The sequence below is a fragment of the Candidatus Izimaplasma bacterium HR1 genome (assembly GCA_000755705.1).
Lineage (GTDB): Bacteria > Bacillota_I > Bacilli_A > Izemoplasmatales > Izemoplasmataceae > Xianfuyuplasma.
In genome coordinates, this window is the sequence record CP009415.1 from 1,210,447 (window position 1) to 1,232,877 (window position 22,431).

Annotated in this window: 15 protein-coding genes and 1 other annotated feature; of the genes, 8 read left to right on the forward strand and 7 right to left on the reverse strand. The window is 31.3% G+C overall.

The window, feature by feature from the left end:
* The first annotated feature begins 68 nt into the window (after positions 1 to 68).
* On the forward strand, positions 69 to 1,445 hold the full coding sequence (locus KQ51_RS09440; RefSeq protein WP_052609270.1) for an HD domain-containing phosphohydrolase: 1,377 nt from the start codon (positions 69 to 71) through the stop codon (positions 1,443 to 1,445).
* Between the two features lie 505 nt (positions 1,446 to 1,950).
* Here KQ51_RS09440 and KQ51_RS05895 read toward each other — a convergent pair.
* Both KQ51_RS05895 and KQ51_RS05900 read right to left on the reverse strand, forming a co-directional pair.
* On the reverse strand, positions 1,951 to 2,862 hold the full coding sequence (locus tag KQ51_RS05895) for an alpha/beta hydrolase (RefSeq protein WP_038470104.1): 912 nt from the start codon (positions 2,860 to 2,862) through the stop codon (positions 1,951 to 1,953).
* Positions 2,855 to 4,276 carry a pyridoxal phosphate-dependent decarboxylase family protein gene (locus tag KQ51_RS05900; protein WP_038470107.1) on the reverse strand — a complete coding sequence of 474 codons (1,422 nt, stop codon included), beginning with the start codon at positions 4,274 to 4,276 and terminating at the stop codon, positions 2,855 to 2,857. Before KQ51_RS05900 ends, KQ51_RS05895 begins: the two co-directional genes overlap by 8 nt.
* A gap of 90 nt (positions 4,277 to 4,366) precedes the next feature.
* On the opposite strand from KQ51_RS05900, the gene KQ51_RS05905 reads away from it, so the two are divergent.
* Positions 4,367 to 4,684 carry a DUF6933 domain-containing protein gene (locus tag KQ51_RS05905; RefSeq protein ID WP_437178357.1) on the forward strand — a complete coding sequence of 106 codons (318 nt, stop codon included), beginning with the start codon at positions 4,367 to 4,369 and terminating at the stop codon, positions 4,682 to 4,684.
* Between the two features lie 551 nt (positions 4,685 to 5,235).
* Positions 5,236 to 6,507, forward strand: a complete 1,272-nt coding sequence (locus KQ51_RS05910; protein WP_038470113.1) for an RCC1 domain-containing protein — start codon at positions 5,236 to 5,238, stop codon at positions 6,505 to 6,507.
* Positions 6,508 to 6,870: 363 nt separating this feature from the next.
* On the opposite strand, the gene KQ51_RS05915 is transcribed toward KQ51_RS05910, so the two are convergent.
* From KQ51_RS05915 to KQ51_RS05925, 3 genes are read right to left on the reverse strand one after another with little or no spacing between them, the layout of a single operon-like run.
* Positions 6,871 to 7,617, reverse strand: coding sequence for a transporter substrate-binding domain-containing protein (locus KQ51_RS05915; protein WP_038470117.1), 747 nt, complete (start codon positions 7,615 to 7,617; stop codon positions 6,871 to 6,873).
* Between the two features lie 11 nt (positions 7,618 to 7,628).
* Positions 7,629 to 8,345: an amino acid ABC transporter ATP-binding protein gene (locus KQ51_RS05920; protein WP_038470120.1), complete on the reverse strand. Its 717-nt coding sequence runs from the start codon at positions 8,343 to 8,345 to the stop codon at positions 7,629 to 7,631.
* Complete coding sequence (locus tag KQ51_RS05925) at positions 8,332 to 9,030, reverse strand: amino acid ABC transporter permease (protein ID WP_038470123.1); 699 nt, start codon at positions 9,028 to 9,030, stop codon at positions 8,332 to 8,334. The genes KQ51_RS05920 and KQ51_RS05925 overlap by 14 nt, the downstream gene beginning before the upstream one ends.
* 42 nt (positions 9,031 to 9,072) lie before the next feature.
* Positions 9,073 to 9,288: a binding site (T-box leader), on the reverse strand.
* A 251-nt stretch (positions 9,289 to 9,539) separates the two neighbouring features.
* Here KQ51_RS05925 and KQ51_RS09445 point away from each other — a divergent pair.
* The 3 genes from KQ51_RS09445 (at position 9,540) to KQ51_RS05940 (ending at position 13,823) form a co-directional block, all read left to right on the forward strand.
* Positions 9,540 to 11,351 (forward strand): ABC transporter ATP-binding protein, encoded by a 1,812-nt coding sequence (locus tag KQ51_RS09445; RefSeq protein WP_052609272.1) that lies wholly within the window; start codon positions 9,540 to 9,542, stop codon positions 11,349 to 11,351.
* On the forward strand, positions 11,344 to 13,101 hold the full coding sequence (locus tag KQ51_RS05935) for an ABC transporter ATP-binding protein (protein ID WP_038470126.1): 1,758 nt from the start codon (positions 11,344 to 11,346) through the stop codon (positions 13,099 to 13,101). The genes KQ51_RS09445 and KQ51_RS05935 overlap by 8 nt, the downstream gene beginning before the upstream one ends.
* 86 nt (positions 13,102 to 13,187) lie before the next feature.
* Positions 13,188 to 13,823, forward strand: coding sequence for an alpha/beta hydrolase (locus KQ51_RS05940; RefSeq protein ID WP_038470129.1), 636 nt, complete (start codon positions 13,188 to 13,190; stop codon positions 13,821 to 13,823).
* A 65-nt stretch (positions 13,824 to 13,888) separates the two neighbouring features.
* Here KQ51_RS05940 and KQ51_RS05945 read toward each other — a convergent pair whose 3' ends face one another.
* Both KQ51_RS05945 and KQ51_RS05950 read right to left on the reverse strand, forming a co-directional pair.
* Positions 13,889 to 14,410: an immunoglobulin-like domain-containing protein gene (locus tag KQ51_RS05945; RefSeq protein WP_038470132.1), complete on the reverse strand. Its 522-nt coding sequence runs from the start codon at positions 14,408 to 14,410 to the stop codon at positions 13,889 to 13,891.
* On the reverse strand, positions 14,407 to 18,870 hold the full coding sequence (locus KQ51_RS05950; RefSeq protein ID WP_038470135.1) for an immunoglobulin-like domain-containing protein: 4,464 nt from the start codon (positions 18,868 to 18,870) through the stop codon (positions 14,407 to 14,409). Before KQ51_RS05950 ends, KQ51_RS05945 begins: the two co-directional genes overlap by 4 nt.
* Before the next feature lie 387 nt (positions 18,871 to 19,257).
* Between KQ51_RS05950 and KQ51_RS05955 the strand changes: the two genes are divergently transcribed.
* Together KQ51_RS05955 and KQ51_RS05960 are read left to right on the forward strand one after the other, a co-directional pair.
* A complete protein-coding gene (locus KQ51_RS05955) occupies positions 19,258 to 20,157 on the forward strand; it encodes a hypothetical protein (protein ID WP_038470138.1) in 900 nt (299 codons plus the stop codon).
* A gap of 255 nt (positions 20,158 to 20,412) precedes the next feature.
* Positions 20,413 to 22,428, forward strand: coding sequence for an ATP-dependent nuclease (locus tag KQ51_RS05960; RefSeq protein WP_038470141.1), 2,016 nt, complete (start codon positions 20,413 to 20,415; stop codon positions 22,426 to 22,428).
* Positions 22,429 to 22,431: the final 3 nt, after the last annotated feature.

The window sequence follows — 22,431 nt, forward strand, 5'->3', positions numbered from 1 at the left end:
ACAAAAAGTTTGTTTTCGGATTGCTGTATGTATGATATAATTTGTAATAGCTTACGAGGAGGATTACTATGGAGAATAGATTAACTTTTGAGGATACTCTATTAAAAAATGTATTTTTTGGGTTTCCTTGTGCATTAATGGCAATTAAGGATAATGTGATTAAAGAGGTTAACAAAATAACTGCTAAAGAGCTAGAATATGACGATAGCAGTGAATTAATCGGATTGAATCCTGGTTTTTTTGCACCATTATTTCAACTAGATGGTAAAGATAGTGAAAAAAGTGCAATTGAACATTGCGCTATTGCCTTGGAAAAAGGCAATCATGAATTTGAATTCTTACATAGAACTAAATCGGGTACTAAATTATGGTTCAAAGTAGTTTTAAAAAAGTTTGATCAAAATAGCGATGTACTAATAGCTATTTTGACAAATATTACAGAATCAAAAATGATTGAAGACAGATATAATAGATTTATGAGCTGTTTTCCAGGAGCAATATATATTAAAAATGAGAATTTAAAATATGTATACTCTAATAGAGAGGCAAGAAAAATTATCACCGGAAATGTAAATGGAGATTTAGAGGATAAAGTAATAACAGAAACACAGGGTATATTGAGTAAGAAGAATATTGAAATAGTTGCAGATTATGATAAATTGCTTTTAAAAAACGGTAGAAATGTCGAGTTTGAACTACATATTGAAGAGACGGAAAATTCACCTAAAAAATGGCTAAGAGTTTATAAATTCTTATATGAATCTATAAATAATGAGAAATATCTTGCGGGAATCGCAGTTGATATCAGCGAGATTGCCAAGAGTCGTGAAAATACAAGAGATGTATTAGAGTCTTTGATAACAACCATTGGCGCAATAACGGAATTTAGAGATCCATATACTTTTGGACATGAGAATAGAGTTGCTTCATTAGCTATCGAAATAGGTAAAGAAATGAATTTCTCAGAAAAGAGATTAGAAATTGTTAGATTTAGCTCATTATTACATGATGTTGGTAAAATCCAAATCCCACTGGAGATTCTTACAAAACCTGGTAGTTTAAGTGATTCACAGGAATCACTTGTTAAAGAACATCCTCAAGTAGGATATGATATTATCAAACAGATTCAATTTGAGCAACCAATCGCAGAAGTTGTGAAACAACATCATGAAAAATGTGATGGTAGTGGTTACCCAGAAGGACTTATGTGTGATGAAATTAAATTAGAGGCAAAGATAATATGTGTTGCAGATGTTTTTGAAGCAATGTCAAATCACCGCCCTTATCGACCAGGGTTGCCACTAGAGGAATGTATTAAAGAATTACAAGATAATAGTGGAACACTATATGATCAAAATGTAGTAGATATTTGTGTTGATATTATTAGAAATGGTACTTCAAAACTCGATGGTTGGAATACGAGTATATTCACAAAAAAGATGTAAAGTAATTCAGTGACAAATATAAAATTATCTTTAAAAGCATTCTTGTATCCTACAAGAATGCTTTTTATATATTTAGTATGTTACTAGAACTAATATATTGCTCATTTAGAATAAACAACAACGAGCCGTATCACAAATAGTTGCAACTATAGGTATGTAGAGTATAACAAAACCCTTTAAGGTAAGTGTTTATTTATTGTATTTGACATAGAAATTCGGCTTAAATACCTGTGTCACAAGTTCGAGCCCAGTATAGTCCCAGAAATTTAACCGTATACGTGTACACATGGTGGAGATCTCGACCATGCGAAACCAAATCCAAAAGAAAGAGACAACACTATAATGAAATATATGTTGTCTTTCGATACTAATAGTGAATATGTACGACTCAGTATATTGCTAAACAATGACAAAATATTATCGAATACTGATTTAATTCAAAAGTCCGACTATCTCGGGTTTTTACTTATGATAAATTTCTCATTACTAATTTTATTTTTGATTGTTAAGTTCTTAAATGTTCTTTAAGGAAATCTATTTGTATTTCAGAGACTTGATTAAATAATGTGCTTGGGTAGTGTAACAAGCCAAAATGCCCTCCGTTTATCATTACTTTCTTCTTTTGACTATCAATTGTGTCATAAATTTTTATTGCAACATCACTACTAGCTCCACTCATTTCATCGTTATCTGCTATAACCATAAGGACTGGAGCTTTTATAAGTACAGCTAAGCACCCAATATGGAAATTCTCCGGTTGTTTAATACTTAGGAAAGATACATAGTTTTTCCAATTTGTACCATACCTTCCGCCATACTCAATAAACCAACGATATGCAGAAATCTCAATTAAAGCAGATGGAGAGCCTAGTTGATCTGACGAGACAATAGGTATTGGTTTACTAACAGTATGTGGAAGTTTGTAAATGTCATTATTTAAGATTGTTTTTTTTGCAAATGAATAAGCATCTTCATTTGAAATAACTATAGGGAAATCATCACCATATGCAGGGACTAAGTTTATTATTGCTTTCACTCTATCATCTATAACCCCAACTATAAATGATTCTCTAGAACTTAGACTTGCACCCCAGACTACAATATTGTCCTTACAAATTGTTGGTATAGTAGACACAAAATCAATTGCATCAATATATCCTCTTGCTTGTATCCAAAAACATAGTTCTTGACGCGGGTGACCATCACTCATTCCAAAGTTACAGTGATCATATAGTAGTACAGCGAATCCTGCTTCATGAAATTTCTCAGCATATCTATCAGCTGTCATACCACTAATCGTAGTTGTAAATCCATGTGCCATAATTATTATAGAATGTTGTCTGGAATATTTATCAGGTATATAAAGTCTTCCTCTTAGGGTAACACCTAGAGAAGGGAACTCTATTTGTTTATACATTTTGATTGCCACTAAATAGTAGTTGCATCATTTGGCTCTCAAAGTCATCTATACACATATCAATATCTTCATATGTGGTCTTGTATGAACTAATACTAATTCGTATTATGTTTTTACCTTGCCATTTAGAACCACCTAACCACATCACTCCTGATTTCTGAATCAATTCAATTAGTTTCAATGTTTCATCATTGGAACTATAATGAACTATTATTTGATTAAAATGAATCTCATTCATAATCTCGAACCCTAAATCATTCAATCTTTGTGCAAAGTATTTTGCCTTAGCATGCATTTCATATATCATATCACCCAGTCCATTTTTACCTAAACCTTTTAACGAAGACCACAAATCGATCACCCTTGCTCTTCTAGACATCTCAGGAGTAAATAACATACCATCTCTAAACTTGCTCCTAATAATATAGGAACCTTCTACATTCATTGCATCTAAAAGTAGTTTTGAATGTTTACAGATAATCATTCCATTATCATAAGGTGCATTTAATGTTTTATGCCCATCTACACTCCAGGAATCTGCGAGTTCTAGACCTACTGTAAGATGATTGAACCTTTTATCTACTCTCGCCCATAAGCCGAATGCTCCATCAACGTGGACCCAAGCTCCTGCCTTTTGTGCTTTTTCACAAATTTCTTTAATAGGATCGAATGCCCCAGTTGATAAATGTCCTGCTTGTGCAACAACTATTGTCATATCATCAAGTTCAGGAAGTTCACTAAAAATCATTCTACCTTCTTGATCCATAGGTACCCGTATGACATTATCATATCCCATTCCTGATAATGATAACGCTTTAAATACAGTAGAATGAACACCTTCCCCGACAACAACTTTAACTTTGGGCAAATCCGTTATTCCTCTATTAAATGGATCATATCCTTTTTTTGAAAGTAAATAATTTCTAGCAGTAACGAGTCCAGCGAATGTTGCTGTGGCACTACCACCAACATATCCTATTGTACATTCCTTATTAAATTTAAATAAATCTATCAACCATCCTTCAACAATAGACTCTATCTTTGAGACAGTAGGGGACATTACATATATTGCAGGATTTTGATCCCATACATCTGCTAACCACTTTGCGGGTATAGATGATGGTAGCATAGCTCCACAAACAAATCCAAAGTATCTCCCACTATTTTGAGCTACAGTTGCAGGTGAACCATACTTATGTAATTTCTTTATGATTTCAGTTGGAGAAGATGGTTCTTCATTTAATTCCTCACTAAACTCCTGGATATTGTCAATGTCCACTTGATTTGGATATACACTTCTTTTATGAATATTGTTCAAATATTCCCAAGCATATTCTTTTGCAATATCTAAGTCTTTTCTTAAGTCATAATTTCTTATTTTTTTTAGTCTATCACTCTCAAAATTTCTACTCACTTAATCACCCATTCTCGATAAATTTAGTATACTAAAGATTAATAGTGGTATCAACAAAAATACTTTGAAATTCAAATCATTATAATCAATATACAATCTTCAAAAAAAGTTTTAGACTTTTTCGGAATAGAACCATATAATAAAAATACCGACAATGATAATTTTGCATGGCATACAAATTATGAAGTAGTGAATAGAAAAAAACTACTTATTCTAATGCATGATATCTCTCGTTTTCGTGTCTTAATATATGGCATCAAGAAGAATGATAAAAATAATTTATCAAAGATTATTAAGGAAACTATATATGTAACAATGGAATCAGAAGCTTATGGTGGATTTATGATAAAAGCATACTTAGACAATTATGATAAAGTAACTTTTGGAAAAAAAAGAATAGAAAAATGATTTCAAGAATTGTGAGGTTAAGAGATTATTTTTTTTCCCATATGGAAGAGCATGGAGTTTGTACTTATGTACATGAACAACCATAAATCACAACAATTATTAATATGAATAACATAATAAGTTGCAACTAATATCGATACGACGAACCTTATCATAAGTGAAATGACCTATTATTTAGGTCTTTTGTTTTGGTATTAATTCCATAATATTTTTGTCAACTTAGAAACTAACAATGAGTCGTATCACTTGTAGCTCATAATTGATATGGTTTATAAAAGTGTTTTTTTATTTAGTGTCCACTATATAGGGTTCACTTTACTTATTAGGAGTTTTTTAATACCATTTTTATGTTCCGCACCTAACAATTGGTCAAAAATTGACTGTTCTCAGAGACTTTGAATAATGCTATTCAAAAAGTTCAAATCTCTATTCAATTGTAATTTATGTTTCAATTATTTCTTATGGTTTTCAATTCTTGGTTGTGCTAAACTGAAATTGGATAGCATACACAGTGACGTGCAGAAAAAAAATAAAAAAAATAAGGAGGAATTATGAAAAAAGTATTAATAATCATCACGTCTTTACTTCTTGTGTTCTCGATGTCAACAAATACAAGTGTATATGCTGCTAAGAAAGAAACGGAAACAGAACCAATTCATGAAGAATTGCAAAATATAAAAGAAACCGCATCAAGTGCTCACAGTTTATTGGTGTTGCTTAAAGATGGAACACTGTATTCTTGGGGATTCAATCCAGATGGTTATTTAGGTGATGGAAACCACTATTATTCAGGAGAACCAATCAATATTACCGAACATTTCAATCTTGAGGAAGATGATAAAATTAATCATATTTACTCTTCTAGACTCGTAAATATGGTTACTACAGAAAAAGGATATGTTTATACATGGGGAAGAAATGCTTACGGTGCTTTGGGGATTGGAGATAGTTATTATAACCTACACCGAAGCCCTGTAAAAAATGAACACATTAATCTACTAGAGGATGAAGAAATCAAGGATATATCGCTAGGATTATATGGTGGTATGTTACTTACTTCATTTGGTAGAGTATTATCATGGGGAATTAATTACTATGGAACAGTTGGAAATAATAGTAATAACCATGCGTTTGCTCCAGTAGATATAACAAGTAACTTCCAACTTGATGTGAATGAAAAAATTACTCACATCTCAGCAGGAAGTCATACAAGATTTGCTGCAACAAACAAGGGAAGAGTTTTTGCTTGGGGAGACAACTATTATTATAAACTAGGTGATGGAACAATGACTACCAGAAGAACTCCATATGACATTACTGAGTATTTTAATTTTGAAGAAAATGAGAATGTTCATTTGATAGAATCTTATGACTTAACTACAGTGATTGTCACAAATAAGGGAAGGATTTTTATGTGGTCTGCGTATCATTTTCCAAATATTAATGACCCATTCTACCCATACTCAAGATATCCAGTTGAAGTAACTGATCAATTTATGTTAGGAAAATCTGAAAAAATACAGAAAGTTGATTTAGGAGTTAGACATTTAGTTGCAATTACAAATAAAAATAATGTATTTACTTATGGATATTACAATTATTACGGAAACATGGGAACAAACACTCATGACCCACATTATGCATCTAATATAACTGCAAATTTCAACGATAAAAATATCAATCCTCAACATATTTCAGTAGGTTTTAGTCACAGTGTTTTACTAACATCAAATGGTGATTTATACTTCTGGGGTTATAATTACAGTTCATTAATCGTACCAGGATACTCGTATATTATTAATCTTCCAATACTGATTAATTAAAATTTATTAGAATCTTTTAAGATAAGTATTAGAATTGTAATAATATAATTACGAACAACTCTAATGGACAAAGAATAAACAAGTACACCTCTATACAGGACAAAGTATAGAGGTGTTTTATTATAATTTTTTTTCATCTAGATGGGGTTCATATGATGGATGGTTTACCAAAAGATAACGTTGAACCAAATGATAATCTATTAATAGTAAGTTGCAATTAAAAGTGATGAAACCCGTATCACAAATAGGAGAAGCTGTTTTTATACACAGTATAGCAAAGCCCTATTGGGCAACCTATATACATTCTTTTTATCTATATCAAAGAAAAAAAACAGGAAAACTATAATTAGTTTTGCTGTTTTTTTAGAACCATTTTTCGATTAATTGATCCAATACACCATTATCTTTTAAAACTTGTAATGCAGTATTAAATAAATCTACATATTCAGAATCCTTACTAAATGCAATAGCATTTCCTGTAACATCATCTAAACTACTTTCAAATCCAACCTTAGTTAATGAATCATTAACTGTAAGAATTGATTCTGAAATGATTTTTTCAACAACGAAGGCGTCAATTCTACCGGCTTTTACTTCCTCGACAATTTGCGTATATGTATTTCTAAGATCAACTGTAAACCCATATTCATCACTAATTGAGTCTAATAGTGTTGCTTGTACTGTACCAAGCTGAGCTGCAACAATAAGACCATCTAAATCATCAAGTCCTGTAATATTGCTGCTGGAATCAAACAATAAGAAGTTTGTAAGTCCTGCATCACTATTATAGTAGATGTTACTAAAATCAACCATCTCTTTTCTTTCTTCTGTTGGACTAATTCCCGCAATGGCTAACTCACCTTGTCCAGCTTGTAAACTGGCTATAATCCCATCAAAATCTACATCTTTCCATTCGATTTCTACATTTGCTTCCAAAGCCAAGGCCTCCATTAATTCAATATCAAAACCAGTTAAATTTCCACTGGTATCAATGATTTCATATGGTTCGTACCCACTTGAAGTTAACACAATAATTGTATCACTTTTTTCCTTGCAACCACTTAAAGTGAAACTAAATATAACTAACATAATTAATATAAATTTTTTCATTTTAATCTCTCCTATAATATTTTATTTAAGAATTGTTTTGTTCTCTCTTCTTGGGGGTTTTCGAAGAATGATTTGCAATCTCCTGCTTCGATTATCTTTCCCTCATCCATATAGATGATCTCGTCAGCAATTTCTCTCGCAAAACCCATTTCATGAGTTACTATAATATTAGTTAATCCTGTAAGGGTTAACTTTTTTATTTCATCTAGAACTTCATTTACCATTTCTGGGTCCAAAGCACTTGTTGGTTCATCAAATAACATAATCTCTGGTTTAATTACCATCGCACGGGCTAAGGCAACCCGTTGTTTTTGTCCTCCACTTAGGGTGCTTGGGAAAGCATCTTTCTTATCTTGAATATTTACACTTTCTAAAGCTTTAATAGCTAATTCATTCGCTACACTTTTCTTTATCTTTTTTACTTTCATGAGTGCATACATGACATTATCTAAAATTGTCATATTACTAAATAAATTGAAATGTTGGAAAACCATTCCTACTTTTGAAACTAAATCTCTATGTTTGAATGTTTCGATATTTTTTCCCTGTACTAATATATCACCATGATCAATAATCTCCAACTGATTAATACATCTAAGTAGGGTGCTTTTTCCGCTACCACTTGCTCCGATAATCGCCGTGGTTTTACCTTCTTTAAATATATAAGATACATCTTTTAGAACTTTTAACGGGCCAAAACTTTTATATATGTTTTTAACTTCTACCATAGTTTATTTTCACCTCAACTTTTCTACCTGTAAATGACAGTATTTTTATCACAACATAATAAATTATCCCAATTACTATTAGTGGTTCGAAATACATATAGGTTTGCGAGGTAACAATCTGTTGTCTTCTCATCAAATCCTGAATTCCGATAATTGAAACAATTGAACTTTCTTTTACTAAAGTAATGAATTCATTCATTAATGATGGGAATGATTTCCTAAATGCAATTGGTAATATAATGTCTTTATATGTATGAAACTTACTTATACCCAAAGCTTTTGCAGCTTCAATCTCACCTTTATCAACACTGTTAATTCCCGATCTTATTATTTCACTAATATAAGCACCTGAGTTCAAACTAAATGTTATAAACGCTGCTGTTATCCCTGCCAACTGGAAATCAACATTCATCCCTATTACTCCATTAATAACTAAATCTAATATTTGCGGTATAGCAAAATATATAATTGATAACTGTAAAATTAAAGGTGTTCCCCTAAAGATATCAATATATGCTACAGCAATACTATTTGTTATCTTATTTTTTGACATAATAACTAAAATAACGCCTAAAGTAACACCAAATATCCCTGCAACAATTGCAATAGTTATTGTAATACTTAAACCATTAAACAAAAATGGTATCCATTCCTTAATTCTTCCATAATCAAATAATTTTTCCATCAAATCAACTCCATATAGGTATAAAAAAAATCGTCCTCAAAAACAAAGGACGATTAAATATCGCGGTACCACCTAAATTCTTTGTATGTAAAAATACAAAGCACTCTATCCTTTAACGCAGGTATACGTAATTACCTCATATAATTCGATAATTAAACTCCCAAGCACGTTCAGAAATTCACATCTACTATTTCACACCAACCAATAGCTCTCTTTGTGTATATAAATTCTCTTACTACTCTTGTTCAACGTTTTGATAGTATTTAACCATACAACAATTATTATTTCAAGAAAGTATTTAATGTAAAAGTTTTCATAAATTAATTGTTATGTATTTAAATTATGAGACTTTATTGATTTATATGTGTATTTCAATCTTGAAATAATGGTAGTAATGCTATAGAAGAAGTAGTAAATCAAAAGACATAAAAAGAACTCAACCAGCAGTTGCTTGTAAGTGTAATGTAAGTATCCTACTATTTAGATATAATTCAATAACGAGGTGAAAGATGAATAAAACGATATCCAAAAAGGATGTATATAATTTTCATATTGGTGTATTTAAAGAAGATAAAGAAATGTTTATGATATTGATTTTTATATTGAACATGATAATAACTGGCTCTATTCCCTTAGTTGCTGTTATCTTCCCTAAATATATTATTGATTCAATTAGTAGTTCTGATTTAAAGATGACATTAATATTTATTGGTTTATTTGGTGTTGTTTCAATGATACTCACATTGTTTAGTATTAAACTTAATGCTATGGCTAATGGTAGATTTCAAGCAAGTAGTATGAGAAGAAAGAGAAACTATGCGGAGAAATTTAAGAATGTTTCAATGTCCCATTTAGAAGATGCTAATTTTCATGCTAAAAGAAACGAAGCATTTGATACTATGAAATACTCTAATAGAGGATTTCATGGAACCCTAACAATTGTATTTCAACAATTACCAGAAATTTTCTGTATTATTGGCTTCATAATTATTTTAGGGTTATTTAATCCTATTGTAATTGTTGCTGCATTTATTTGTGCCATAGCACAATTTTTATTAGCCTTAAAGGCAAAAGATTTTATGATTCATAATCATGGTGAACTAGCAGAACGTGATCGAAATAGAGAATACTATTATGATATAACCCACGATTCGGCATTTGGTAAGGATATTAGAATTAATAACTTAGCAAATTCATTATATAATCGGTTTGTTCTAAAAACTAAAGAGTTTTTAGAACTGCTAAAAGCAAAAGATCTAAATGAACATAAATTTAGCTTATTTGATGTTCCATTTCTACTTATAACTAATGGACTAACTTATTATTTAGTTATTAGAGCCTATTTCCAAGGTTCAGTTTCACTTGGAACGATTTCAATGGCAATAATGACAGTCCTAGCTATCACAATAAAACTACAAACAACCTTTAAAGAAATCGCAAGGCTTAAAGAAGAAACTGCTAGAACCATGAAGTATATATCATTCTTCAGTGAGGAATATGACTGTGATTCAGAAGATGGTACAGTTTGTAAATTTGAAGATGTTAATATTGAATTTAGAAATGTAAGTTTTCAATACCCATCTAGTAGTCAAGAGGTACTGAAAAACGTATCATTTAAGATATCAAATAATAAGAAAATAGCCCTTGTTGGTATTAACGGAAGTGGAAAGACAACGATAGTAAAATTACTTTGTGGATTCTATGTTCCGACAAAAGGTGATATTTTCATAAACGGGATAAATACCAAAGATATCAATTTAAAATCCTATCAAGAAAATATCGCAGTTGTTTTTCAAGATGTAAATCTATATGCAGCGACAATCCTCGAAAATATTACCGGACAAAACCCAAGTGAAGAAGAAAAAAACCGCGCAATTGATGCTTTAAATCAAGCTGGGTTATTAGATAGAGTAAAAGAATATAAGAATCAAGAAAACCAGAACTTACTTAAAGTGATTGAAAAGGATGGTGTAGATTTAAGTGGTGGTGAAGCACAAAAACTAGCAATAGCACGTGCAATCTATAAAGAAAACACTAAACTAATTATCCTTGATGAACCAACTGCCGCATTAGACGCTATCGCTGAAAAAAGAATCTATGAGAAATTCAGTGAAATAGTCGATAATCAAACAGCGATAATGATTTCCCATCGCTTAGCTTCAACTAAGTTTTGTGATTCAATTATTTTTCTAGAGAATGGTATGATCTACGAAGAAGGTAGTCATAATGAATTAATGAATTATGACAATGGGAAATACAAAAACATGTTTATGACTCAAGGAAAATATTATCAAAATGATGAGGTGAATTATGATGCTTAAATCTAATACTGGTAGGCTAATAAGTTTAACTTTCAAGCTATCTAAATGGTTTTACACGTTATCCCTAATTAAAGCACTAGTAATGGCATCTAAAACAATTGTTGGTGTGTACGGGCTATCTCTAATCATTACAAGTTTAGTTAATAAAGATATGAATACTGCATTTATATATGCAGGTGCAATTGTTTTAGCAGAATGTATCTTAAGATTTCTAGATATTACATTATCTACTTATACAGAAATAGCTCATGATAAACTAGAACATAAAGTAAAAGCATACATGGCTAAAAAAATGATGAATGTTGAATATAAATATCTCGAGCAACCTGAGTTTTTAGACTCAGTGAGTAAAGCAAAATTTGCGATAGACAGTTTTGATGCTCTTAATATATTTTTAAGACATACAATAGAGTTAATTACACAATTTATAACAATCTGTTCTTTAATTACTTTAATAGTCCTATTTAATCCTCTCATAATTGTCTTAATATTAACCGGTGTATCTATTCACTTTATAGTCGGACAAATCTCATCAAAAAAACAACAAGAATACTACAAGGAATTAGGACCTGTTAATAGACGTTTTAGTTATTATTCAAAAGTAGCAACAGAGACGAAATACCAAAAAGATTTTAGAATCTATAGTCTTGGTGAATTAATGAATCAAAGATTTAATTACTTCCTAGATAAAACATGTAATAACATAATAACTTACCGAAAAAACGTCGGAAAGTTTCAAGTATATTTTATGCTAATAAACTATATTCAAATTATTGGTATCTATGGTTTTATCGGATATATTTCTGTGACACAAAGTCTTGGTGTTGGTACATACATTTTACTAACAGCTTCAGCAATGAAAGTGTCAGCGGCGATTGATGGTTTTGCCTCAAGGTTTATCCAAATAAAGCAAAACGTTGTTTTACTTAATTCTATATTTGAAGTTTTAGATAAAGAAGATGATATAACCATCTCACAAGAAGGATATCAGTGTGAGCCATTCCAAGAATTAGAATTTAGAAATGTTACATTTACATATCCTGATACCGATAAGATAATATTAAAGAATGTCTCATTTAAAATCATCAAAGGTGAGAAAATAAGTATCGTCGGAATAAACGGGGCTGGTAAAACTACAATAGTAAAACTAATAAGTAGATTTTACACACCTGATTCAGGAGAAATCCTTTGGAACAATAAAAATATTATTGATTATAATTATCAATCATATATCAATCAGTTATCAGCAGTATTTCAAGACTTTAAACTATTTGCATTAACAATTAGTGAGAACGTTGATCTCGAAGAAAAAGATAGAAGCTATATTAAGGAATGTCTATATAAAGTAGGACTACAAGATAAACTGGAATCCTTACCAAATAATATTGATAGTTTTCTATCAAAAATTTATTCAGAAGAAGGCATTGATATGTCAGGCGGAGAAAAGCAAAAAGTAGCCATTGCCAGAGCAATGTATCAAGATGCATCACTTGTTATCCTTGATGAACCGACAAGTGCTTTAGACCCTATTTCAGAAGCAGAAATTTATGAGAAATTCTCAAAACTTATTAAAAACAAAACAGCAATATTTATATCCCATCGTATGTCATCAAGTGTCTTTTGTGACAGAATCATTGTCCTAGATGATATGACTGTTAAAGATATTGATACTCATAAAAACTTACTTAGTAAAGAAAACACAAAATACTCACAATTGTTCACAGCACAGGCTGATTACTATCAAATATAAGTATTACTATATAAATATATGATATAATATATATAACAAGGGAGAAAAAAACAGTCCTTTTGAGGACTGTTTTTAATGGAGGATTTATGATTAAAAGAGAAGAAATAAAAATAGAATTATATGGTAAAACATCAGAACATATCTTTTCATCAAATGTAACTGCACATAAACTAGCAGTATTATTTCCTGGAGCAGGAAGTAATACTAGAGCTCCATTCTTTTATTACAGTAGATACTATTTCTTAAGAGCAGGATATGATGTTCTAGCTCTATCATATAGGAACATAGTTGATAGTGATGATTCTTCTGATGAGCAAATACGTAAACTTACCCATTCAGTACATAAGGCCATAAAAAGTGTCAAAGAATTAAAGAAATACAAAGAGTATGTCTTTGAAGCAAGAAGTATTGGAAACTTAATTGCTGATCAAACAAGAACTAACTACAAATATGAAGATGTAATAAGTATTTACGCTTCACCAACAAGCCAAGCACTTAAAAGAATTGAAAAGTATCCTGGCTTAGTAATTACATCAACCGATGATGAAACTCTAAAAGAAGGCGACTTAGAAACTATCAAATCATTCTCAAAACATGAAGTCATCGTTTTTGAAGGTGGAGATCATAGAATTGAATGTTTTGATACCCTTGAAACAATTGAGAATTGTAAACAGGCAATCGCAAAGACAATGGAATACATTGAAAGTAAACAAAAGAAATAAGAAGTAGTACCTTTTAAAATAGAGATAATTAAAAAGCCCTCAAAAATTGAGGGCTTTTACTTTATCTAATTTATTATCGTAACAAATCGATTTATAGTATTTGTATTACCTGATGAGTCTGTCGCAGTGTATGTTATTTCATATACACCTGCAATATTATGTAAAACAGTTCCTTCTACTTGATAAGTTAATGTTTCATTTGAGTTATCAGTAACAGTAATTCCGGTATCTTCCCACTCCGTACCTTTTGTTAAAGTATCTAATCCTGGTAGTAATGTTAATTCAGGTGGAGTTTGGTCTGTAACGATGACATATCTTGTTAGTTCAAATGTTTCTTCAAGATATATAAGTTCATAGGTAATTTCATTCAAACCTAGTATAGAAGAATTTAGGGTATCATCTGAGTAAATGATAAAGGTATTTTCACCATCAGTTAATGATGCACCCATATCTTCCCATAAAGTATTTATTTCTACAGTATCATTACCATCATTTAATATAAAATCAATTGTTTCTGGTGTTCCACCATTACAAGCTGATAAGACAATTACAAGTAGTAGTGTTGATATGACTATAAGTTTTTTCATACGATAACACCTTCTTCCCTTTTTCGATAATAGAATGTTACTACCGATGTATCGGAATGAACAAAGACATATCGATTATAAGTATATTCTATTTCATTATAAGTATAAGAATAAGTAACTGTATAAGTACCAGCTAGAGCTGTATTTACCGTGTTTGTTTTTATAGTACAAGTGTAACTAATACCGTTGATTAATACTGTACAACCACCATCAACATATGTTTCATCGACAGCTAATGTTGTTAGTGTGTCACTTAGTTTAAATAAAACAGTAGGTGTTTTATCATATACGGTAACAAATCTTGTTAGAATTACTTCACTACCTTCAGTATCAGTAATTGTATAAACTATTTCATAAGTACCAGCAGTTGTATTATCAACATCACTAACTACTAAAACGGTAGCAGCAAAGAAGGAGAATACTTCAACACCAGCATCAATATGGGTTTCACCGATACCAATTGAATCGACACCTTCATCAAGTTCAGCAAATAAGACTATTGTCTCAGTAACAATTACTGTTCTTATAACTGTTGCTGCTGCATTTTCTGATTCATCACTAACATTATAAGTTATTGTATAAGAACCAACTTTGTTTGTATTTACATTTGATGATATAGAAGGAACCAATATTTCAGAAGTGTTATCCCATATCGTAACTCCTTCATCAATATAGTTACCATCTTTTGTTATATAAATAACTGAATCACCAATTAAGGTAATGATTGGATTTGTTGTATCTTCAACATAGACAGCAAATGATTTCTCGATTAGATTCATCGAACTATCCATAATCGATATAGTAACTGGATATGAACCAGGAGTATCATAGACTACTTCATCAACAACTTCATATGATACATAAGCAGTATCACTGTTATCTGAGTAGTTAGTAATTAACGAAGTCCAATCAAAATCAAGATATTCACCTGCTTCAATTGTTTGATCATCAATATCATCTACACTTGGATTAGTAGTGTCTTCTACAATTACCATAAATGATTGATAAGTAAAGTTACTATGACTATCAGCTAAACGTACTGTTACTGAATAAGCACCAGGTGTATCATAATCAACATTATCAATGTTTTCACTTGGTGATAACGCTCCATTAGCGTTATCACTCATGTTGACAATTAGCGTACTCCAATCAAAATCAGTATATTCAGCCGCTTCAATATATTGGGTCTCAATTAAATCAAATCGTGGAGGTATATGATCATAAATATAGAATGACATTGCCAAAGTATGGATATTTCCATAGTAATCAGTTGCTTCGTATTCAACTTGATAATTACCAACCTCACCTAAATCAAAATCTGCGGTTATATCTAATACTATTCCTCCGTTAGGGGTAACATTATCTGTAATTGATACTAAATCTTCAAAGTGGAATGTATCGTCTTGAGTTGCTTCTATGTAGTTATCACCAATTACTTGAATAACAGGAGCAGTAGTATCTACCATGTGAACTATGAATGTATCAGTAAATTCATTTGTTGAATCATCAACCGCAGTAACAGTAACTTCATATGTTCCTGGAAAATCAATGTCTATATCTTCAACGAAATCTACAGTTATATCTTCATCAAAATTATCATCTAATTCAAAAACATATGGAACTAAGTCACCTGTGAAACTACCACCAACTTCAAATATCTGTTCTTCAACAAAAAATGTTGGTGCTTCATTATCTTCAACAATAACCGTTTCATGGTTAATCATATCAGAAATTACATGAACTGAAGTGTCGTATAGTTCAATACTTTCAAGTTCGAAGTTAGGATCTGCCCCTAAACTATATGTGTTAGGAATAAGGACAGTTACTTTCCCAACATCAAACTCTATTTGGGCAAGTTCATATTCTACTGTACTTATTGTGATAGAATCAATAACACTTTCTAAATCAAATTCAAAATAAATCTCGAACTTGATATAATCTGCGTCAACATGTGATTCTTCAGAAACATATGTGAATCTTGGTTGTTTTATATCAATTCCCTCGTTAGTTATCTTTTGAGTTGGATCTAAACCAAGTTCATCAGAATCAACTCCAAGTTCACCACTAACATTTGAACCAAAACCATAAAGATTATTTTCATCTGTCAGAAGATATGTGGAATATCCTCCTAAGATAATAGTATCAAGTGTATCACTACCAATATCCATGTTCGAAGTAACATCAATTGGGGTTGATTTATCAGAAGTTGTATTATCACCTAATTGTCCCCGGTAATTATCTCCCCACGACCATATATTACCTTCGTTTGTAGTAATAAATCCATGATAATCACCAATATCTAATGTGATTATCTCTTCCGAAGGACCAAGGTTAAATTGATTCGTAATATCATAAGGCGAGTGATGATCACTCGTTGTTCCTTCTCCTAAACAGCCATTACTATTTTCACCATAAGTCATAATCCTTCCATCAGTGGTGATTAATGCTGAGAAACGATATCCAGCATAAACATCCTCGATTGTTTCTGATGCATTGAAAGTAATATAAGTATCTGTTCTTTCCGGATAGATAACAGGATAATCATCGCCAACTCCTGTTTGGCCGCCCGAGTTATTACCCCAGCTCCACGTATGTTTTAAACTTGTTAGTAATATTGCATGGCCATCACTAACGATGTTTTCAACGATTTCACCAGGTTCAAAAGTGAATTTATTGGTGATATCAACAGGAACAAGTGCATTGGTTGTTGTCCCATTACCAATTTGGCGGTAATGGTTATTACCAACGGCATATATCTTTTCATTATTAGAAACATAATAACTAGTATAATGTCCAATATAGATGTCTTTAATGTAGTCTTCGGCATCTAAAGGAATATAACCAGTAACATCTTTTGGTACTAAACTATTTGTATATGTACCATCGCCAATTTGTCCTGACACATTACCACCCCATGTAATAACACGGTTATTACTAGTTAGGACAGCTGATGAATGATTAGAAGCCTGAAGTTGGACAATAGTTTCACCGGGCTCTAATTGTAAATTATCAGTTATATCAATTGGATAAAACTGATTTGCAACTGTATTATTACCAATTTGCCCGTATTGGTTTTTTCCCCAAGTAAATAGTCTATCTCTTTCTGTATATGCCAAAGCATGTGATTGGCCCGTCGCAAATATATCAATTTCTGAATAAAGTAAATCTCTAATATTTACTTTATTTAATGTTCCATCAATTTTAAACGGAGAACGGTAATTGTCCTTTGAATCATAATTACCTAAAAGTAGTAGTCCATATGCATTGCTTCCCCAAACGTAAAGAGCTTTTTGATTTGTCATCAAATAACTATTTTGATCAAATGCATAGACCGAAGTCACTTTTTCTCCTTCATTATTACTTAGATATGATGTAAGTTCAAAAGGTAGCCTTTGATTAAATTCAGCATTATCATGGATATCATACGAACGATTTGCCCCCCAGGCAAATACTCTACCTAAATCAGAAACTACTAAAGTCAGATTACTAGCATCAACATCAACAATATAATCACCAGCAACTAGATTTAAACCACTAGCTACATTAGTCGGTAATGTTCTACTGATACTAGTTCCATCACCAATTTCACCGTAAGCATTACTCCCCATACTAAAGACATTACCATCAGAGGTAGCTATTACACTATGAGCATAACCAGCAGCAAAAGCAGTGATATCTTCTTCAACACCTAAAGATAGGTTAGGAGTGATATCAACAGCAGTTGTTCTATCTGTTTGATCACCAACCCCTAATTCCCCGTTCTGATTTCTCCCCCAGCCATATATATTACCTTGATTACTTAAAGCAAGGACTGAACGGTAATTAACATCAATATCGATTAATATTTCGTCAACATCTAAACTGAAATTACTAGTTTGATCAGTAACATTATATCCGGTAGTATAACTACCATCACCTAACTGTCCATCAAAGTTATATCCCCAAGTAAAAATTCTACCATCATCAGTTAAGAGGAAACTGGCATCTCCCCCAGCAGCGATATCAATAACATTCTCCTCCACATCAAACGAGAAATTAGCAGTTATATCAACTGGTGATAAACGAGTTGTTAAAGTGTTGTCACCAACTCTACCACCAGTGTTTAAGCCCCACCCAAAAACTCTGTTTTCGTTTGTTATAGCAAGCATATGAGCTTCCCCGACTGAAACCTGTATAATTTCCTCATCTACTCCTAAACTAAAACTATCAGTTATATCCTGAGGATAGCCGTAAGTCTCAGTTTCACCTGTACCTAAAAGACCGTTAGAACCATCACCCCAAGTATATATTCTTTTATCAGTAGATATTCCAGCAACAGCATGGTCTCCGACATCTAAGAAGTCCAAGTATATTTCATCATAATATTCATAATCGTCAAATTTCAAAATCTCAGCGCTAACATTTGCTTGATATCCAATAAATATTATTGAAAATAAAGCAAGTATCAAAAGCTTCTTCATTTAAATCATCCTTTCTAATAGAAATAAAAAAAGCCATCAACAAATTAGTTGATAGCTTTTCAAAGTTATAGTTGTGTTAGTAATCAAACATCAACACGAATTATATCCCTATAAAATCAAGTTGTAGTTGCTTTTTCTAACTACTTTTAGTTTAGCACATTATTAAGTAAATCTCCAAAATCTTTTTTTTTGCGAAATGGAGATTTGTTTTTTATAATCTTCTTTATCCACCAAAATTAATTAAGAAGAACTTAGAATCTGTAAGTATAGAAACTAATTATTTTGTGACTATACTTATCAAAGGACTTGTCAGTATTGTCATATACTTGTCACATCGATATGTTATAATAGATTTAAAATAAGTGCTGATAATTAGGAGGGAATGAAATGAGAAGAATAAGTTTAATTATTTATCTATCAACGATACTAGTTTTATTAAGTGGGTGTAATCTCTCTGAATATCAAGAAGTAGAAGAGGTAAAGTTATTACCTAAATCAGATATGATTTCGATGAAATATAGAATCTGGGTTACACCTGAGATTGAGGTAAGTGTAATCGGTGATGAATGTTTAATGGAGTTTTCTGATTACTCAGTGTATATGGATTCTAATCAAGATGAAAGGTATATAGTCTATCCATATCAAGATAGTTACATTGGGATTCTTGAAAAAGAAAACAGTGTCAATATTTGTGCTGACTTTATGCCGGTATATGGTGGAGTACTTGTTGGTGAAGAGTATTTTCCTGAGTTTGACTTTGATAGTAAGAATAACGTTTACTACGCAAGTGTTGAAGATGTCAATATAACTGTTAGAGTAGATAGTGATGGATATATTACATATTACAAGGCTGAAAGTGATGAGTATGGATTATTGATAGAAATGTCTGACTTCAATGAAGTTCAGTTTGATATACCTGAGTATATTCAATATACCGCAATTGAATTTGTTTTGTCACATTATCCGGAATTAATATATACATTAGAAGATCAGTTACTGAACTTTAATAATGCGGTGTGGGACGTTGAAATAGATTTAGACAATAGTAAGTTCACCATAAGTGATGGAACAACAGAATATATCTATCTTAGAACAGTTGATAAATATCAAGCTGTTGAATCTGAAATTGTCTATGATACAATCCAAGATTTATATAATTTTGATAGTAATGTAGATCAAGAGTTCTTTGCTCTAGCAACTGAAATATATTTGAATGAAAGAAACGTATTTGATTACTTCGATGTTCCAGAAACTGAAATCAATTACAACGCACCAGGAGCTAATTAATATTCCTAGTATGATATTAATATAAAAAGATACAAGGCTTAGACACAATAACTCGTTCATTTAGAATAAACAAAGATGAGCCGTACCATAAGTAATTGCAACTATGATATGCGTAGCATAACAAAGCCCTATTGGGCTTTTTCTTTTGGGTCTTATATGACCTGTTATTTATAATAATTTATGATATAATATAAATAAGAGATCAAGGGAAAAAAAGAGAAGTCCTTGTATGGACTACTTTTTTTAGGAGGAAATATGAAACTACAAAAAATGAAAGTGTGCAACTTTAGGTGTTTTGGTGAAGAGATTACTGTTCAAATGAGTGATTTGACCTGTTTGGTAGGAGACAATAGTTCTGGTAAAACAGCATTGCTTGATGCAATAAAAAAAATACTTGGTAACAATCCTAAAGATAGAGGGTTAGTGCGAAGTGATTTTCATTTGGGGAAGAGCGAAAAACCTGAAGATATTCAATCAAAAAAAATGTCGATAGAATTAGTGTTTGAATTTCCAGAAGTTACTAGGAGTTCGGAAGATATGGGTGCAATTCCAATATTTAGACGACATTTTGTTGTATCAGACCCAAAAAGTTATCCATATATTAGAATTCGTTTAGAAGCAGAATGGGAAAGAAGTTCTAACCCTGAAGGTTCAATTGAGTCAAGAGTAGTGTACGTTGTATGTCCTGAAGGTGAGAAATATACGGAGGACAAGTTAATAAATGCAAAAAGAAAAGAACTTGATGAAATCCGATTAATTTATATTCCAGCTAATCGTAATGTTGAAAAAGAGATTAAATTGAATTCTGACTCTATTTTTATGAGGTTGTTTAACCTTGTAAAATGGAATGATGATAAGATAGATGAAGTTGAGAAAGCCTCTACATCTTTGAACAGTATAGTAACTAGCGAGGACCAAATAAAAGTAATTAATGACTCAATAATGCATAATTGGGGTAATTTTAATTCGGATTATAGATTTAACAAGTCGCAAATATTATTTTCAAATAGTGAGATTACAGAGATACTTAAGAAAGTGAGTATTGGGTTTACACCAAGTGTAACTGAAAGAGATTTTCTTGTAGAAGAGATGGGGGATGGGTCTAAATCATTACTCTATTTTTCATTGATATCTGCACTTCTTGATGCTGAAAGTGAACTTTCTAAATTGAAGTTTAATGATGAAATAAAAATACCTTCGCATACCATATTTATAGCTGAAGAACCCGAAAACAATATAGCTCCACATTTACTAGGACAGTTAATTCAGTCTATAATGGATGTCTCTACTAAACATAAGTGCCAGGCAATTATTTCTTCACATTCTGTTAGTATTATTAGTAGGATCAATCCAATAGATATTAGATTATTATTTAATAAAAAATCTACTTATTCTAGTGATGCTTACTCTTTGGAGTTGAGCTCAGATGATGTTGAGAATTTTAAGTACATTAAGAATACAATAATGAAAACACCTAGTATTTACTTTTCCAAATTAGTCATATTGGTAGAAGGTGAATCTGAGAAGCTATTTATACCAAGACTTCTCAAAGACTCTGATGTTAATATAGATGAATTTTATATATCGGTAGTTTCCATTGATTCAAGATTCGTAACTAACTATTGGAAGTTCCTGAGTCAGTACAAAATTCCTTACTTAACACTGCTGGATTTAGACTCTGAACGTGTGCATGGAGGATATAAGACTATTTCATATTTAATTAAAGAATTATCAAAATTCAGGAAGGATTTTGAGGATTTTGAATTTGAGGATGGAACTTGTTTAATTAAAGATAATATTATCGATAAAATGAAAGATTGGGGTGAAAATAAGGATGAAGATTATCTATCATGGATAGAATATCTTGAAAAGTATAATGTGTTCTTGAGTTACCCACTTGATTTAGATTTTATGTTACTTAGGGCTTATGAAAATTCATACAAGAATTTATTGGAAAACAATGAAGGACCAAGAATTAAAAAAATAGGTAAGATATCTGAAATTGAGAAGATGGAAGAAAAACCAGATGAGTACGTAAATAGAGTTGAGCAAGACTTGGAAGCGGTACTTAAAGGAGATGGAGGAGATGGTTCTAGTTTTTCAAATAGTGAAAAAAAAATTATGATATGGTACAAATATTTCTTTTTAGGCAAAGGTAAACCAATTAGTCATTATCGTGCATTAAGTGTGATAGATAAGAAAACTTTGATAGATCATCTACCTGAAATGCTAAATAGGTTAGTAGACTCAATCAAAGAATCGCTGGTATAAAAA